The organism is Actinoplanes sp. NPDC049599, from assembly GCF_044465625.1.
Classification (GTDB): Bacteria; Actinomycetota; Actinomycetes; order Mycobacteriales; family Micromonosporaceae; genus Actinoplanes.
The window spans coordinates 129,431-145,474 of record NZ_JBITLX010000004.1 but is presented as its reverse complement, the minus strand read 5'-3'; the positions used below and the strand labels follow the sequence as shown (position 1 = coordinate 145,474).

At 70.0% G+C, this 16,044-nt stretch carries 17 protein-coding genes and 1 tRNA gene; 9 read left to right on the top strand and 9 right to left on the bottom strand.

Annotated elements, in window-relative coordinates:
- Positions 1–42 precede the first annotated feature (42 nt).
- Positions 43–321 carry a DUF72 domain-containing protein gene (locus tag ACIBQZ_RS09670; protein WP_396088390.1) on the bottom strand — a complete coding sequence of 93 codons (279 nt, stop codon included), beginning with the start codon at positions 319–321 and terminating at the stop codon, positions 43–45.
- Positions 322–546: 225 nt separating this feature from the next.
- Between ACIBQZ_RS09670 and ACIBQZ_RS09665 the strand changes: the two genes are divergently transcribed.
- Positions 547–777, top strand: coding sequence for a hypothetical protein (locus ACIBQZ_RS09665; protein ID WP_396088093.1), 231 nt, complete (start codon positions 547–549; stop codon positions 775–777).
- A gap of 75 nt (positions 778–852) precedes the next feature.
- Here the strand turns inward: ACIBQZ_RS09665 and ACIBQZ_RS09660 are convergent, their stop codons facing one another.
- On the bottom strand, positions 853–1,497 hold the full coding sequence (locus ACIBQZ_RS09660) for a response regulator (protein WP_396088092.1): 645 nt from the start codon (positions 1,495–1,497) through the stop codon (positions 853–855).
- Positions 1,488–3,224: a sensor histidine kinase gene (locus tag ACIBQZ_RS09655; RefSeq protein ID WP_396088091.1), complete on the bottom strand. Its 1,737-nt coding sequence runs from the start codon at positions 3,222–3,224 to the stop codon at positions 1,488–1,490. Before ACIBQZ_RS09655 ends, ACIBQZ_RS09660 begins: the two co-directional genes overlap by 10 nt.
- A 129-nt stretch (positions 3,225–3,353) precedes the next feature.
- On the opposite strand from ACIBQZ_RS09655, the gene ACIBQZ_RS09650 reads away from it, so the two are divergent.
- Positions 3,354–4,601: a hypothetical protein gene (locus tag ACIBQZ_RS09650; protein ID WP_396088090.1), complete on the top strand. Its 1,248-nt coding sequence runs from the start codon at positions 3,354–3,356 to the stop codon at positions 4,599–4,601.
- A gap of 762 nt (positions 4,602–5,363) precedes the next feature.
- Positions 5,364–6,722: a thrombospondin type 3 repeat-containing protein gene (locus tag ACIBQZ_RS09645; RefSeq protein WP_396088089.1), complete on the top strand. Its 1,359-nt coding sequence runs from the start codon at positions 5,364–5,366 to the stop codon at positions 6,720–6,722.
- 104 nt (positions 6,723–6,826) lie between these two features.
- Here ACIBQZ_RS09645 and ACIBQZ_RS09640 read toward each other — a convergent pair.
- Positions 6,827–6,902 (bottom strand) — tRNA-Lys (locus ACIBQZ_RS09640).
- A gap of 157 nt (positions 6,903–7,059) precedes the next feature.
- Here ACIBQZ_RS09640 and ACIBQZ_RS09635 point away from each other — a divergent pair.
- The 4 genes from ACIBQZ_RS09635 (at position 7,060) to ACIBQZ_RS09620 (ending at position 12,379) form a co-directional block, all read left to right on the top strand.
- On the top strand, positions 7,060–8,343 hold the full coding sequence (locus ACIBQZ_RS09635) for an Ig-like domain-containing protein (RefSeq protein WP_396088088.1): 1,284 nt from the start codon (positions 7,060–7,062) through the stop codon (positions 8,341–8,343).
- Positions 8,344–8,485: 142 nt separating this feature from the next.
- On the top strand, positions 8,486–9,757 hold the full coding sequence (locus ACIBQZ_RS09630; RefSeq protein WP_396088087.1) for an Ig-like domain-containing protein: 1,272 nt from the start codon (positions 8,486–8,488) through the stop codon (positions 9,755–9,757).
- An 88-nt stretch (positions 9,758–9,845) separates the two neighbouring features.
- Positions 9,846–10,250, top strand: a complete 405-nt coding sequence (locus ACIBQZ_RS09625; protein ID WP_396088389.1) for a hypothetical protein — start codon at positions 9,846–9,848, stop codon at positions 10,248–10,250.
- A gap of 1,004 nt (positions 10,251–11,254) precedes the next feature.
- On the top strand, positions 11,255–12,379 hold the full coding sequence (locus ACIBQZ_RS09620) for an aminoglycoside adenylyltransferase domain-containing protein (RefSeq protein WP_396088086.1): 1,125 nt from the start codon (positions 11,255–11,257) through the stop codon (positions 12,377–12,379).
- Here the strand turns inward: ACIBQZ_RS09620 and ACIBQZ_RS09615 are convergent.
- The 5 genes from ACIBQZ_RS09615 to ACIBQZ_RS09595 all read right to left on the bottom strand — a co-directional run bounded on the left by ACIBQZ_RS09615 (position 12,372) and on the right by ACIBQZ_RS09595 (position 14,927).
- Entirely contained in the window at positions 12,372–12,737 is a 366-nt protein-coding gene (locus ACIBQZ_RS09615) for a nuclear transport factor 2 family protein (protein ID WP_396088085.1), read from the bottom strand. The two genes, ACIBQZ_RS09620 and ACIBQZ_RS09615, sit on opposite strands and share 8 nt — an antisense overlap.
- A gap of 385 nt (positions 12,738–13,122) precedes the next feature.
- A complete protein-coding gene (locus ACIBQZ_RS09610) occupies positions 13,123–13,467 on the bottom strand; it encodes a hypothetical protein (RefSeq protein ID WP_396088084.1) in 345 nt (114 codons plus the stop codon).
- A 41-nt stretch (positions 13,468–13,508) separates the two neighbouring features.
- The gene (locus tag ACIBQZ_RS09605; protein WP_396088083.1) at positions 13,509–13,940 is read right to left on the bottom strand and encodes a response regulator; all 432 of its coding nucleotides are present in this window, start codon (positions 13,938–13,940) and stop codon (positions 13,509–13,511) included.
- A gap of 88 nt (positions 13,941–14,028) precedes the next feature.
- Positions 14,029–14,379 (bottom strand): DUF2750 domain-containing protein, encoded by a 351-nt coding sequence (locus ACIBQZ_RS09600; RefSeq protein WP_396088082.1) that lies wholly within the window; start codon positions 14,377–14,379, stop codon positions 14,029–14,031.
- 74 nt (positions 14,380–14,453) lie between these two features.
- A complete protein-coding gene (locus ACIBQZ_RS09595) occupies positions 14,454–14,927 on the bottom strand; it encodes a DUF2000 domain-containing protein (protein WP_396088081.1) in 474 nt (157 codons plus the stop codon).
- A 71-nt stretch (positions 14,928–14,998) separates the two neighbouring features.
- On the opposite strand from ACIBQZ_RS09595, the gene ACIBQZ_RS09590 reads away from it, so the two are divergent.
- The gene (locus ACIBQZ_RS09590) at positions 14,999–15,472 is read left to right on the top strand and encodes an Lrp/AsnC family transcriptional regulator (RefSeq protein WP_396088080.1); all 474 of its coding nucleotides are present in this window, start codon (positions 14,999–15,001) and stop codon (positions 15,470–15,472) included.
- A 9-nt stretch (positions 15,473–15,481) separates the two neighbouring features.
- The gene (locus ACIBQZ_RS09585) at positions 15,482–15,967 is read left to right on the top strand and encodes a GNAT family N-acetyltransferase (RefSeq protein WP_396088079.1); all 486 of its coding nucleotides are present in this window, start codon (positions 15,482–15,484) and stop codon (positions 15,965–15,967) included.
- Positions 15,968–16,044 lie beyond the last annotated feature (77 nt).

Genomic DNA, 16,044 nt, shown 5'->3' with positions numbered 1-16,044 from the left:
CAGCATGCCACCGTCCCGCGACCTGAGCCACCGGCCGGGCCGTCAGCCGAGCAGGCGCAGCAGGGTCCCGGCATCCCGCACGGCGTTGCCTCCGCCGTCGTTATTGAAATAGACGTAGACCTCTCTGCCCTGACCGTTCCACTCCCGAATACGATCGGCCCACCAGCCGAGATCGCCCGCGGGATACGAGCCGGCATAGAGCTGATCGGAGTCCGGCTTGTGCATGCGCAGGTACACAAAGCAGGCGGTGGCCCGGAGCACGCACGGCAACCGGGCGCCGCTCATGACGCAGTAGCCGACCCCGCGCCGAAGACGCGTCAGACCGCGCGGCGCTCGTGCGGCAGGCCTGCTCGACTCAACTCGGCAACTGAGCGTGGAGGAATGTTGACTCCGGCACGGTGAACGTGAACCCGACCGGCGGTGGCTCGCTCGCCGTACCGGTCACCGGCGTCGCCACGCTGACGACCACGACCTTCCCGCTGGAGAAGATCACTGCCTACCTGGTCACCGGCGCCACCGGCGGCGTCAAGATCACCGGTAAGGGGCATGACCGGCACCGTCTCGGCCGACTTCGACTTCGAGGGCGCCGACGGCGACGTGACGCCGACCTGCACGGTCATCTCGGACACGACCGCCTTCTGCCACCTGGCCATCACGGCGGCGCCGACCACCCCGGTCGCGGCGGTCACGTTCGCCCCGAAGGCGCAGAACGGCGTTGCCGCGGCGGACTTCGTGCCCACCGCGAGCGGCGTACTGATCTCCACGAACCTCGTCTGACGGCTCAGCTCGGCTTCAGCGGATGCCCGGGTCCTCACGGACCCGGGCATCCGCCTGTCCGGCCCTTCGCGACGGTCAGCGCCCGGCGCCGCCCAGGTAGCGCAGGGCGGCGGAGACCCGGCGGTTGCTGCCCGGGTCGGTGGGCAGGTCCAGCTTGCGGAAGAGGCTCTTGGTGTGGGTGGCGACGGTGGTCATGCCGATGTGCATGCGTTCCGCGATGCCCCGGTCGGAATATCCCTGCGCGAGCAGGGCGAGCACGTCACGCTCCCGGCCGGTCAGCCCTTCGAGAGCGGTGCCGGGGGTACGGACGAGCTCGCCGACCAGCACGGGATCCACCACCACTCCGCCGTCGCCGATCCGCCGCAGCGCCTCGTCCAGCACCGACGCGTCCAGCACGGTCTGCTTGAGCAGGTAGCCCGCCCGGCGCTCGCCGTCGAGGAGCCGCTGCGCGTACGCCGGCTCGGCGTACTCGGAGAGCACCAGCACGGCGACCGCCGGATGTCGGCGCCGCACGTCGGCGGCGGCCCGCAGGCCCTCGTCGGTGTAGGTGGGCGGCATCCGGATGTCCAGGACCACCGCGTCCGGCCGGTGCCGGGCGACGAGGGTGCGCACCGCGTCGCCGTGCCCGACGGTCGCGACCACCTCGTGTCCCAGGTCGGTGAGCAGCGCGCACAGCCCCGCCCGGAAGACCGGGTGATCGTCGGCGACGATCAGCCGCACGGCAACTCCATCCGCAGCCGGGTGCCGCCACCCGGCGGACTGTGCAGGGAGAGTTCGCCGCCGAGCGCCGCCGTCCGGTCACGCAGGCCGGTGACGCCGGGCCCGGTGGTGGCGCCGCCGCGTCCGTCGTCGGCGACGGTCAGCCGGAGGTGCCCGCCGGCCGCGGTCACCGTCAAGGTCACCCGGGTGGCGTCCGCGTGCTTGACGACGTTGGCCAGGGCCTCACAGGCGACGAAGTAGGCGGTCGCCTCCACGGCTGCGGGCAGCCGGGGGACCGGTTCCGTCAGCACCACCCGGGCCGGCACCGGGCAGCGCCGGGACAGCTGGTCGAGGGCCGCGGAAAGGCCGTCGCTGGTCAGCACGGCCGGATGGATGCCACGGGCCAGCTGGCGCATCTCGGCCAGCGCGGTGCGCAGCGCTCCCTGCGTCTCCTCCAGCAGCGCGAGCGTGCTGTCGTCCGCGCCCTCGAGCCGGCGCCGCAACAGCTGGACGGCGAGCCCGGCGGCCAGCATCTGCTGCTGCGCGCCGTCGTGCAGGTCCCGCTCCAGCCGTCGCCGGGCGGTGTCCTGGGCGGCGACCAGGCGGGCGCTCGTTTCCCGGGCCTCCAGCAGCCGGCCGCGCAGCTCGGCCTGCAGCCGCGCGTTCTCCAGCACGAACCGGACCGCCTCGGCGACTGCCTCGAGCAGCGTCGGCTCCTGCCGCAGGCTGCGGTCGTGGATGATCACCGCTTGCGGGGCGTCCGGATCGCCGATCAGCGTCGCGGTCCGTTCGCCGGCCGCCGGGTCGCCGCCCGCATCGCGGCCGGGCAGGGTGAGGCGGATGCCGTCGGCGGCGCGGAAGCCGTCGCCGTCCGCGAGTCCGAACTCGGCGAGCGGGTCACCGAGGGTGCGGGCGAGTGCGGGCCGCAGCCCGGCCACGGGAGTGCCCGCCAGCTCGCGCACCAGGTGGGCGACGGCCGCCTCGTCCCACCGTTGCCGGGCCAGCCCGGCCACGAACGTGACGGGCACCCCGATGACGCTGACCGCCTGGGTGAACTCGACCATCGGCACCGGGATCAGCAGGCCGGCGGCGTGGAAGAGCACCACCTTCAGCTGCCACAGCGCGAAGACCAGCCCGAACAGCCCGATCCCCAGTACGGGCAGCAGCAGCACCCGGCGTTCCCGCGGGCCGGACCGGCGGACCCGGCGCGCGAAGATGACCATGCCGACCAGCACCGCGAGCACCGAGATCACGCCGTTCAGCTGGAGGGCCAGCGGCAGCCATGACGGGCGGCACGCGAAGATCACGCCGATGGCGAGGCTCACCGGGTAGGCGACGGCCAGGTAGACGCGTACCGGCCGGTCCCGGAGCCGGCCGACCGGGTAGGTGAGCAGGGTGTGCGCGCCCAGCGGCAGTTGCAGGCCGAAGAACAGCGGCGCGATCACCTGGAGCAGCCCGAGCGCCGGGGTGCCGTCCGCGAGTCCGAGACCGCCGGGGGAGTTGCCGGCCAGCACCACGCCCAGGGCGAGCATCAGCCGGCCGATCGGTGCGTGCGGACGCAGTCGGGTGGCGAGGTAGCCGGTGAGCAGCCAGGCCAGCATCTGGATCAGCTCGCCGGCGCTGTACCAGAGCCCCCGGGTTCCCCATCGGACGATCAGCACCGCGTCCAGGGCGGTCAGCAGCAGCCCGGTCGCGAGCAGCGCCACCGGGACGGCATGACCGGTCACCGGGGCGGGGCGGTCAGGCACGGCGCGATCATGCCACCCCCGTCTGCGCATAACGCGCAAATCCCCCCATTTTCGGGGAGGTGTCGGTGCCCGTCGAGCGGCCAATCTGAGCCCGGACAGCACGTCCACGTCACGTCATCAGGGGGAAGCATGATCATCAAGGAGAGGGCCGGCGCCACCAGGGGCACGCTCGTGGCGGCGGCAGCGCTCGGGCTGAGCGCCGCCCTGCTGCCGCCCACGGCACCGGTCGCCGCGGCAACCGGCTGGAGCTACGCGAACCTCAGCACGTTCATCGGCGCGCCCGTCGCGCACGGCCCGCAGTGGGGCTTCACCACCCGGCTGGCGGGAGAGAGCAGCGAGGGCGGCCGGGTCGTCTACTTCACCACCACGGGGCACATCCAGGAGCTCACCGTCGGCCCCGGCGGCTGGCGCAGCACCGACCTCACCGCGCTGACCAAGTCACCGCCGCCCGGCGACCCGCACATCTACGGCTTCCGTACCGAGATCAGCGGCGAGAGCCCGGCCGGCCGGGTCGTCTACCGCGGCTACGACAACCACATCCACGAGCTCAGCGTCACCCACAACGGCTGGCACCACGCCGACCTCACCGCGCTGACCGGCGCGCCGGCCGCCGCCAGCGCACCGTTCGGCTACACCACCCGGCTCGACGGGCAGGGGCAGGTCGCTCGGGTCGTCTACCGGACCTCTGCGAACCGGATCCAGGAGCTGAGCATCAGCACCGCGGCCGGCGGCTGGCGCAGCACCGACCTGACGGCAGCGACCGGGGCGCCGCAGGCAGCCGGCATCCCGTACGCGTTCACCGCCCACCTGCCCGGTGACACCCCATCCGCCCGCGTGGTCTACCAGACCACGGCGGGCCACGTGCAGGAACTGACCTACGGCCGGCTCAACCGCTGGTTCACCGCCGACCTGAGCCAGATCACCAAGGCCCCGCCCGCAGCCGGGGCGCCGTTCGGCTATGTCACCGACTTCGCCGGGCAGGGGCAGGCCGCGCGCATCGTCTACCGCACCGGAACCGGGCACCTGCAGGAACTGGTCGTCGGAAGGACCGGCTACTGGAGCACTGCGAACCTGACCACCCTGATCGGCGCGCCGGCCGCGGCGCCGGGCGCACCCGTCCATGGCTACGCCACGGCCTTCCCCGGGCAGGGCAGCGTGGGTCGGGTCGTCTACCGGACCGTGTCCGGATCCATCCACGAGCTGGCTGTCCGTCCGACCGGCTGGACCAGCACCAGCCTCTCCGGGGCATCGGGCGCACCGGGCGGCAGCGCCGCCCCGACAGCCTTCGTCACCGACCTGGCCGGGCACGGCCCCGGTGCACGGATCCTCTACCCGAACGGGATCGGGCAGGTGATCGAGATCGCGGGCGGCCGCTGAGCCCCGGCCCGGACCGGGGCGAAAGCGGGCGGGGACAAGAAAAGGCTCTGATCAGACGGATATTGTCTGATCAGAGCCTTTTATCAACTGTGCGCCGCGTAGGACTTGAACCTACAACCCGCGGATTAAGAGTCCACTGATGGCCGTGCCGCCCGGTACGTTGCTGTGCCGTTCTGTACCGGAGTTTACGGCTTCGTGGCGTCGCCAGGCGCGGGCTTCTGTCTACCAGTGCCGGGCAGGGTTAACCCACGCCAGGACCGTCGATCACGCATGGATCAAGTTGTCGGGTAGCGCGGGATCATCAGCAGTACGCCATCACCTGGTGCTAGGACCTGCGCCTGGCGCCTCGCGTGAGTAACGCACCGGACGGTCGATCATGCATCGATCACACTGGGCGCCGGCCGGACGCTTACCCGGTGGGTGGCCCTCGACGCCTTGATGCGGCCCACGACCAGAACGCTGGCCTCACCGGCGCATTTATCTGCCGAATGGCGGGTCGTGGCTACTGTGATCTTGCCGCTCTCTTGCGGGTAGAGGGCTTGTCCGATGCCGCTGACCATGGCGCGGGGAGGCATCCGTGCCGTGGCCGCAAGGGTGTTCTCGCCGTGCCGGGACCCGGTCATCGTGACGACCGTCTTCGAAAGGTACGCAGACGCCATCGTTGTGCGACTGCGTGAACCAGGGCCAGGACGAGCATCAGAGGGTTGTCGACTGCTTGACAGTCGGTAGCGGTCTGGCTTGCGGTCCTGTCACATTGGCTCGGTGATCAAACTCCGCCGTTTCGCCGTCGGCGCACTCGCCGCGATAATGCCAATCCTCGTGGTGGCCCGGCCGGCCGAGGCCGCTCCTGACCGCGATCGAATTCACACGGTGATGCGCCTGTGCGACTCGACCGGCTGTTACGTCGCCTGGGCGGTGCGCGACTCGGACGGTGACGGGGCATGCGACGCAGACGAGATCATGGCCGGCACCGACCCGCACGATCCGAAGAGCCGACCGTCGCTCACCCCTGTTCTCGAACTGGGTCTGATTCGCCAACTGCCCTCGTTCGAGGCCGGCCGGGGCGTGTTCATCGCGTTCCCCGCGGACATCATTGCCGCGATCGCGAAGGGCGGAACCGATCCGCTCGGCGCGTTCCCGCTGCATGACCGGGCTGATTCGCTGACCAGGGCCGGCATCGACGGGGACGCTGTCAAGGCGGCCGGGATCAACCTTTCCCGCGACGGCTTGACGATGGGCCTGGGCGAGGTGGGCACGCCTGAGGCCCCTGCCGGGATGCGGATCGGCGGGATGGACGCCAGCCTTGTGGGCTATTTGGGAGCGGGCGGCGTGACCATCCCCGGGGCCGAGCACGGCGGGGTCAAGTCGGTGCGGGCCGTCGGCGGCACCGGGTCGGAGACGATCTTCAACGACGGGGCGACCCGGACGGTCACCTCCACCGAGGGCGGGCTCCCCGGCGACCACCGCACCTCGTCGACCAACCCGGACGGTTCACCGGGTCAGTCGACCGAGACGCAACACCAGCCGCTTTCCAAGGACGGCGACGTCACGGTGGACAGTTCCCGCGAGGTGGCCTGGAACCCCGACGGCACTGTCGATTCAGTCACCTATGTCACCGAGCGCACCAGCCCCGACGGCAGCTCGACGCGCACGACGGATGCCGTCATCTTCGAACGTGACAAGGACGGCAACGTCACCAGCGAGACCCATGTGACCGTTGTGGAAACCGAGCACTCGGACGGCTCCGCGTCGACCGGTTACGCGGTCGAGCAGTGCGACGCCGGCGGCGACAACTGCCAGCTCGTCGACTACGACTACACCAACAACTCGTACACGAACCCGGACGCGGACAACACCACCTTCGTCAGCATGGATGTGGTGGAGCAGAAGCTGCGGGTCCGGGGTGCGGCGATCACCGTCGTCGAGAACTGGGCCGCGCCCGGCAACGACAACCCGCAGTACCCACGCGACCGTTCCACCATCGCCCTCATCGACGACGAACTGAACCAGACGTTCCTGCTCGTCGATCCGCTTCGCGTCACCAAGGCTCAACCCGAGATCCGCGGCGATCTGCCCAACCCGTACCAGGATGCCGGCGGCTGCTGGCCGAAGTGCTCCTGAACCTCGATCTCATGCCGTCGGTGAGGTCCGCAGCTGTGGGCCTCACCGACGTCTCACAAAGATCAAGGGCGCATAGCCGATAAGCTATACGCCCTGGTGATGCTTGGTGCGCCGCGTAGGACTTGAACCTACAACCCGCGGATTAAGAGTCCGCTGCTCTGCCAGTTGAGCTAGCGGCGCTCGCTGACAACGCAGAAACATTAACACGGTGATCCCGGGAGCCTGAAATCGGCCCTCCCGCATGATCGTCTTGGCGAGTCCCACCGTCGGGAGGACCCCCTGCGTTGCGCGGGTAAGGCAGGATGTGCCCCGCGGAACGTGGGATCGAGGATCAAGGATGGTCGGCATGCGACGCTCGCTCGTGGCAATTGTGGCGTTGGTGGTGGTCACGCCGCTGGCGCTGGCTGGTTGCAGCGGTGATGAGGACAAGCCGGCCCAAGCTGCCTGGGTCGGTGCTGCGCCCTCCACCGCTCCCTCCGGCGGCGTGCCCGAGTCCGGTGTCACCGAGTCCGGCCAGACCGGCGGCGCCTCCGCTGTCTCGCTCAGTGTGACTCCCGCCACCGGCAAGAAGGGCGTACCGGTCAGCGCCGAGATCGGCTTCACGGTCTCCGGCGGCAAGGTGACCAGCGTCGCACTGAAGGATTCTTCCGGTAAGTCGGTTTCCGGGTCGCTCCGCGAGGACGGCTCGGCCTGGGTGCCGAACAAGCCCCTGAAGACCAGCAAGAAGTACGAGGCCACGGTCACCGCGGTCGACGCCGCCGGCGGCACCAAGACCGCCAGCACCTCCTTCACCACCATGGGCAAGCCGTCCCGGGAGACGGGCACCGGCCTGTACCTCTTCGACGACCGGACCTACGGCGTTGCCATGCCGGTCGTGGTCGAGTTCAACCCCGGCATCAAGAAGAAGGACCGGGCCGCCGTCCAGAAGCGGATGTTCGTCAAGACCTCGCCCGCGCAGCCCGGCACCTGGTCGTGGACCTCGAGCGGCACCCAGGCCTACTACCGGGCCCCGGAGTTCTGGAAGTCCGGCACCGAGCTCGCCGTCCGCATCGCCGTCGGCGGCCTGCCGACCGGTGGCGGCCGGTACGGCGACCAGGACCGCGGCGCGACCGCCAAGATCGGCCGCAGCTTCGTCATGAAGGTCGACAACAAGACCAAGAAGATGACCGTGGTGCAGGACGGCAAGACCGTCCGCACGCTGCCGGTCAGCCTCGGCAAGAAGAGCACCCCCTCCTCCAGCGGCACCATGGTCGTCATGGAGAAGAAGGCGGCCACCGTCTTTGACACCACCGCCGAGCTCGGCCCGGACGAGGGCTACCGCACCGAGATCGAGTACGCCCAGCGCATCACCTGGAGCGGTCAGTACATCCACTCCGCCCCGTGGTCGGTCGGCGCGCAGGGTCGCCGAAATGTGTCACACGGCTGTGTCAATGTGTCCCCGTCGAACGCTCGCTGGCTGTTCGACAAGACGCTGATCGGTGATCCCATCACCGTTCGGGGTACTGGGGACAAGCTGGCCGCCGGCAACGGCTGGACGGCCTGGGACGTGAGCTGGAAGGAGTTCATCAAGGGCAGCGCGCTGCCGGTGCCGGCCGAGTTGGCAGCTCAGGGCGGTGCCTGAAGTTGAAGCGTAAAGTGGGTTCGGCTGCTTGAACCCTGGCCGCGACCCCACCCTCCGGGGGCCGTGGCACGAAACCGGGATTGGTGGCCCGGCATCCATGGAGGAAGATGGGCGCCGGGACGACAGCGCGGTGAGAGGGATCATGGGACTTCGTGGAGAACGGTCGACGAGCGCGGACGCGCTCCGACCGACCGGCCGGGCCGGGCGACGGCCCTGGCGGGTCGTCGTGGCGGCTCTGGCGGCCGCGACCGTGCTGGTCACTGCCGGTTGCAGCGGCGACGACGCCGACAAGCCCTCCTGGCAGGGCGGCGCCCCGGGTGACGGCTCGGCAGCTTCCGGTGCTCCCTCGCCCGAGCCCACGCTGAGCACGGTGGCGGTGACCTCACCGGCCGCCGACGCCAAGGACGTGGCCGCGGCCACCGAGATCACCTACGACACCGAGGACGCCGAGAACACCTCCGTCGAGGTGAAGGACGCCGAGGGCGCCGAGGTCAAGGGCACCCTCGACAAGGACAAGAAGGTCTTCACCCCCGCCAAGGCGCTCGGCTGGGGCAAGACCTACACGGTGACGGTCAACGGCACCCCCTCCGGCGACAAGGGCGGCTCCACGACCAGCACGTTCACGGTCATGAAGAAGCCGTCGAAGCTGGTCCGGGTGACGAGCTTCCTCGGCGACGGCCAGACCGTCGGCGTCGGCATGCCGATGATCGTCAGGTTCGGCCGCTCGGTCCCGGAGGACTACCGCGACGACGTCCAGCGCCGCCTGACGGTGACGGCGTCGCCGGCCCAGGAGGGCATCTGGCACTGGACCAGCCCGACCGAGGTGCACTACCGCCCGAAGACGTACTGGAAGGCCTACACCAAGATCTTCTACAAGGTGCAGCTCGCCGGCGTGCCGATGGGCGACGGCTGGTACGGCCGCTCCGACCTGACGGTGGACCTCAAGGTCGGCCGCTCGCTCGTGATGACGGTCTCCAACAAAACCAAGAAGATGACCGTCAAGCAGGACGGCAAGGTCGTCAAGACCATCCCGGTCAGCCTCGGCAAGAAGAAGACCCCCTCGTCGAGCGGCACGATGGTCGTGATCGAAAAGAAAGAACACACCGTCTTCGACACGACGAACGAGCTCCCCGAGGGCGAGGGCTACCGCACCAAAATCGACTACGCCCAGCGCATCACCTGGAGCGGCCAGTTCATCCACGCCGCCCCATGGTCCGAGGGCGTCCAGGGCCGCACCAACGTCTCGCACGGCTGCGTCAACGTCTCCATGGCAAACGGCAAGTGGCTCTTCTCCCGCACCATGCTCGGCGACCCGATCACGGTCAGCGGCACCGAGGAGAAGCTGAAGAACGGCAACGGCTGGACCGACTGGAACATGAGCTGGGAAGAGTACAAAAAGGGCAGCGCCATCTGAGCGCTCTCAGTCACCGCACTCACGCGGGCCGGTCGCTTCCCGACCGGCCCGCGCGCCGTTTCCGATCCGACACACTTACGCTGTGTCGATGCTGCGCTCACCTTCTGCTACGTTGCTCGTCGCCTTGCTCACCGCGGCCCTACTGACAGGCTGTTCCGACCCCGCGACCCAGCAGCCACCAACCGCGGCCCTGAGCGCCGCACCGGCCACCTCGGCCGACGACCCACCGGGCGCAATCGCCTGCGGCAAGGCGATCCGCGCAGTCCGCGAAGCCACACTGATGAACCCAGGCATCATCACCGACATCACCAACGCGGCCGCCACCGCCGACGCCCCGGTAGCCGACGCGGCCGCACGCCTGTCAACGGCCTACACCGACGCGGTAGCGGCCCACAACAAAAACACCGAACCAGACGCAATAGCCGCAGTAAGCGCCGCAGCGGCCGAACTGGTAGAAATCTGCAACGACTCCGGCCTGGAAACCGCAGGATAAAACCATTTTTCCGTTACGCGCAGCGGCGACCTCAACCGCAACACAGCGCCGGACACCTCAGTGGGCCGGCTGGGGCATCGGTCCAGCCCGGCGATCCACCACCGGGCTGACCCGTCACCCAACCCCACCCCGGCTCCGTCGTGCCGCGCTTCTCGCCCGGCGCGCTCCTGTTGTGCGGCAGTTCGTGGGCGGCGGCGGCCTCGCCGGTGCACTTCTCGCCCGGGTTGGTCTGCCCGAGTGGGTCCCGCCCTACTTGGTCCACGCCCTATTTGGTCCACGCCCTGTTTGGCGTGCTGGGTTGGTCTGCGCGGTTGATCCGCAGGGGTTGATCCCGGCCTGGTCGATCTCGGCCTGGTCGATCTCGGCCTGATTGGTCTAGGCCTGATTGGTGTCGGCCTGATTGGTGTCGGCCTGGGTGGTATGTCCGGGTAGGTATCGCCGGGTTTGGTCTCGCCCGGCGCAGTCCCATCCCACCTGGCGCAGTCGGTCCCGCCAAGTGCGTCCGGGCTTGACCTGGCTCGGCCGGTCCGCTCCGCCGGTCCGCTTCGCCGGTCCGCTCGGCCGCGCTTCCATCCGGAGCAGTCCGGCGAGCCCTTGCGCGGTGCAGTTCGGCCCGCTTCCGCCGCTCGAACCAGGCCCGCCTCGCCGCCGGGCCCGGCGTAGTTCGGCCGGCCCGGCCCGGCGTAGGTTCGGCCCTGCAGGATGCATTCGGTCCGCACTCGCGCCCGGTGTGCTGCCGCTTGGGTGCTCCGCCCGGTCCGCTCACGGCCAGTCTGGTCCGCCTCGTCTGGTCCGCCTCGTCCGGTCCGCTCCGGCCTGGCCAGTTCTCGCCCGGTGCAGCCCGGTGCAGCCCGGTGCTGCCCGGTGCTGCCAGGACTCACGACCATGCCGGCACTCGACGCCATCCGCCTGCGCGCCTGCCCGGTCGCGGTGCCGCCCGCATGCTCGCGGTGCCCGGTTGCTCGCCCGGTTGCTCGCCGTGCCCGCGCGCTGGCGGTGCCCGCATGCTCGCGGTGTCGCCCGGTTGCTCGCCGTGCCCGCGCGCTGGCGGTGCCCGCGCGCTCGCGGTGCCCGCACGCCCGCGGCGGCTGCCGGCACCCCTATCGGTCGATTCCGATCCACCCGCGTCGTTTCCTGCCGACCGTCGCGATCACCAGGATGAGCTCCCCAATGCCGCCCGCTGGCGCCCAGAGTCGCATGTGGAGCGCGACGAACCCCAACGCCCGGCCGGCAAACCCAGCGCCGCCACGACCCTCACCGCTTCCGCCACCCAGGACCCCAGCAGCATTGACCGAGCACCGGGGCCACCCCGCGGCAGAAAGCACCACTATGGACTCCAAGAACCTGCGATGAAGCACGTGCTCACGCTCGCTACCGTGGCGCGGGTGAGTGTTGAGGAGACGTGCGCGACCTATCTTGAGCTTGCTGACCGCCACGCGCCCGGACTTGTGCAGGGCCTCTACCTTCAAGGCTCGATCGCCCTCGGCGACTACCGCCCCGGCACCAGTGACATCGATTTTGTCGCTGTTGTCTCCGGTCCGCCCGATCTCCGCGCGCTTGAAGTCATTCACGCCGGCCTCCGGCGGGTGCACGGCCGCACCTGCTTCGACGGCCTCTACGTCGAGCCCGGCGACCTGCGACGACCTCCCTCCGCCCGGCCGCTCGGGCCGGCCGTCCACGAGTGGCGCGTTCAGCCCTCGTCCGCTTTTGAGCGGAATCTTGTCACCTGGCACGTGCTCGCTCAGAGTGGTGTCGCGGTTCGCGGGCCGGCCGTGGGTGAGCTCGGCGTGCACACCGACTGGCCGGCGCTCGCCGTCGCCACGCGGGACAACCTTGCCGGGTACTGGACCCGCTGGCGTGACGTCGCCGCTCGGGGGCCGGTCGGGTTCAGTGCCCAGGGCACCTGCTGGGGTGTGCTCGGCGCCGCCCGGGTGCGGCACACGCTCGCCGCCGGGCGGGTCACCTCCAAGACCGAGGCTGCCCGGTACGCCCTGGAGACGTACGACGAGCGGTGGCATCGGATTGTCCGGGAGGCCTTGCGGATCCGGGTCGGCGGGCCGGCGCTTTATCGCACTCCGTTCCGCCGGCGCGCCGACCTGATCGACTTTCTCGGGGTGGTGCTCAGATGACGCTCGCGTGCGCGGCGATGATGCGCCAGCCGTGGTCGGCGTCGTGCACCCATGTTCGGGTGTAGCGCATTCTTGCCTCGAACGGGTTGCCGTTGATGCTGCCGCGCAGGCTGCCGAGGAACCAGGTGATCCCGGTTTCCCCCGCGACCAGCACGGTCAGGTCGTCCTCGTGCAGGGCGTCGATCACCTGCGTGCCGGTGCGGTGCACGCGCAGGTCGTCCTGCTTGCCGTAGAGCGCGCCGTCCGGGCCGGTGAAGACCAGCCGGTCGTCCAGCAGTTCGTCCAGCGCGGCCACGTCCGACGCCAGCTGGGCGGCCTGCAGGCGGCGTTCCGCGGTACGGAGCTCGTTCTCGGTCACCGGTACCTCCCGCCCTGACGCTAGGGCATCGCCTGCCGGGCCGTGACGAAGGGGAGCAGGTCGAAGGCGAACCGGCTGTAGGTGATTTTTCCGGCCACCACGGTCAGGCACTCCGCTCCTGGGCACTGGCTACGAGAGCGGAGCTGGTGTCGTACCTCAGCAGGGCTTTGTCGTTGTCGCCGAAGGCGGCCATCAGGGTGGCGCCGAGCAGGGAACGCGTGGTAGGCGTCGAGGCCCTCGATGCGCCCCGCCGGGACGCCGTTACCTGGCTGCAGCACTGGCCCGACACGCTGCTGGAGCACATGCCGGATGACGCGCCCGGCCCCGAGGCCTGGTCACGACAACGCGGCGCTGGGCCGGCTCGGCCCGGTGGCCGCCGGCGGGGTCACTTCGGCTGGATGAGCCAGTTCCACGCCCGGCGCAGCCCGTCGCCGAACGAGTCGTCGGCCTTCTCCAGCGTCTCCTCGCTGGGCTCGGGCAGCTCGGCGGCCGGGACCGCGACGATTACGCCGTGCTCGAAGAGGCCGTCGATCTGGGGTGCCGCGGCGTACCGGTGGCCGCCGGCGGTCTTGATGACCAGGCCCTGGAAGATCTCGTTGCGGTCGTCCGAGAGCACGTGCGCGACCTCGCCGGCCTTGTCGCCCGCGCGGTCGTAGACCGGCGTGCCGTCGGCGAGGACCAGGAACGACTGCGGGGCACCGAGGTCTTCGGGTGCGGTGTTGTCCGACATGGTCCTGTTGGTACCCCGCTCGGATGCGGGGTAACCGGCGGTCAGTCGCCCGGTGGGAGCAGCGCGACCTCGCGGTAGAAGCGGTCGATGGTACGGACCGTCGCCTCGAACTCGTCCAGCCCGAACGGCTTGGTCACGTACGCGTTCGCCCGGTGCTGGTAGCTCGACGCGATGTCCGGCGCCGCGCCCGAGGTGGTCAGGATGACCACCGGGATGGTCTTCAGCCGCTCGTCGGTCTTGATCGCCTCGAGCGTCTCGCGGCCGTCCATCCGGGGCATGTTCAGGTCGAGCAGGATCAGGTCGGGGCGTTGCGCGTTCTCGTACGGCGCGGAACGTTGCAGGTAGTCGAGGGCCTCGCGGCCGTCCGCCACCCGGTTGACCGTCGTCTGCTGCTCGGCGCCCTCGAGCGCCTCCGAGATCATCAGGGCGTCGGCATCGTCGTCGTCGACGACAAGAATCTCGAGACTCCGCACCGCTACCCCCTTGTTTGCAGTTCGGCAAGCATAGGGGGTGCCGATGCCTATAGCTACAGCCCCGCCGGAGGTGGTCAGGAGCCGCTCGCTACGGCAGGCTGGTGAACCACTCGGCGACCTGTGGTGGCGCCAGGTCGAAACCGGTGGCGCGGGCGCCCGCCCAGTTGACCCCGATCAGCAGGCCGTCGCGCTCCAGCCCGGGCAGCCAGCTGTCGAGCCAGGCGCCCACCGGGATCTCCACCACGGCGAAGTCCCGGTACGCCGCGACGGCGCCGACCACCCGCTCGGCCCGGGACGCCTTGGACCAGAACGGCATCGCGCGCCGGCCGGCCGGGTCCGCCGGGGCGGGATGGCCCATGGCGTCCCGGATCGACCACACCCGGCCCTCCCGGGGCACCTCACGGCGGAACGCCGCCGTATGGGCCGCGCTGAGCGACATGCCTCTCCCTCCGTCCGTGCTTGCCCCCTATGGTCGCTTGTCGAGGGGTTCCGGGTGATTTGAACGGGGATAAATCACGCCATCAGGCCCAGGCGGTGCACCAGCTTGTCGACCCGGTTTCGCGGCCCGACCAGGCTGATCGCGTGGTACGCCAGGTCCGCGGCGGCCGCCTCGCCCACCTGCCGCAGGAACTCGTCGTAGATCCGGGTGGCCTGCCCCTGGACCGGCATGTCCGCGACGAATACGCCCAGCGACTCCGCCGCGCGTACCCGGATCTCGCCCAGCCGGGCGGCGGGCGCGGCCAGCACCGCGCAGCCGGCCCAGGGCAGGCCGGGGTGGGTGTGCCCGTCGGCGTCCTTGGCGTCCGGGCCGATCAGGCCGGTCACCGCGGTGGCGGTGGCCGCGGCGACGCAGATGGCCGCGTTGGCGGCGCGGCCGGGCGGCAGCGCCTGGTCGACGACGATCACCCACTTGAGCCGGGCGGACCGGGTGGGCTCGTCGGTGCGGATCTCCTCGGGCTCGAAGCCCACCTGACTAATGCCGTTCATGAGTCATGACGGTAGGCACTTGGACGGATTCAGAGCAAGGAATCCGTACTTAATCCGGCTATGCTGGGCTGATGGTGCATCTGGACGAACTTGATACGGCGTTGCTGCGGGAGTTGCAGATCGATGCACGGCGGACCAACCGCGACATCGCCGCCGCGGTGGGCGTCTCGCCGACCACGGCCCTGGACCGCACCCGGTCGCTGCGGGAGCGCGGCGTCATCCGGGGCGCCAGCCTGACCGTGGACCTGGCCGCGATCGGCCGGCCGGTGCAGGCGCTGATCGCGGTGCGGATCCGCCCGCCGTCGCGGCAGAACATCGAGGCCTTCCGGAACTGGGCGGCTGCGCTGCCCGACACGCTGGGCGTCTTCGTCACCACCGGCTCGGAGGACTTCCTGATCCACGTGGCGGTGCCGGACAACGAGAGCCTCTACGCCTTTGTCATCGACCGGCTGACCGGGCACGCCCATGTGGCCGACGTGCGTACCTCGGTCGTCTACGAGCACCTGCGCAACGACCGGATCAGCCCGGTCCGGGAGGCGTCCTAGAGTCGCCGGATGGACATCAGAGAGGCGACCGCGCAGGACTGGCCCCGGATCTACCCGTTCTGGTCGGAGATCGTGGCGGCCGGCGAGACGTACGCGTACCCGCTCGGGCTCGGCTCGGCGGAGGCCCGGGAGCTGTGGATGGAGCAGCCGCCCGGCCTGACCGTGGTCGCGGTGGAGGGCGACGAGATCCTCGGCACAGCCAAGATGGGCCCGAACCGGCCCGGCCGGGGCGCGCACGTGGCCACCGGGAGCTTCATGGTCGACCCGCACGCAAGTGGGCGTGGCGTGGGCCGGGCGCTGGGCGAGTTCGTCGTCGACTGGGCCCGGCGCGGCGGCTACCACAGCATTCAGTTCAACGCAGTTGTGCAGGTCAACACCGTTGCGGTGCACCTGTGGCAAAGCCTCGGCTTCGAGATCATCGGTACCGTGCCGGAGGCATTTGATCATCGGTCGAAAGGCCTAGTAGGCCTCCACGTAATGGTCAAAAAGCTATGAAACTGCCCGAAACGCTCCTAAATGTCGTAGTGAGGGACAAATCACCCATAACCTCAGTCTTGTCCGGCCAGCCCTCG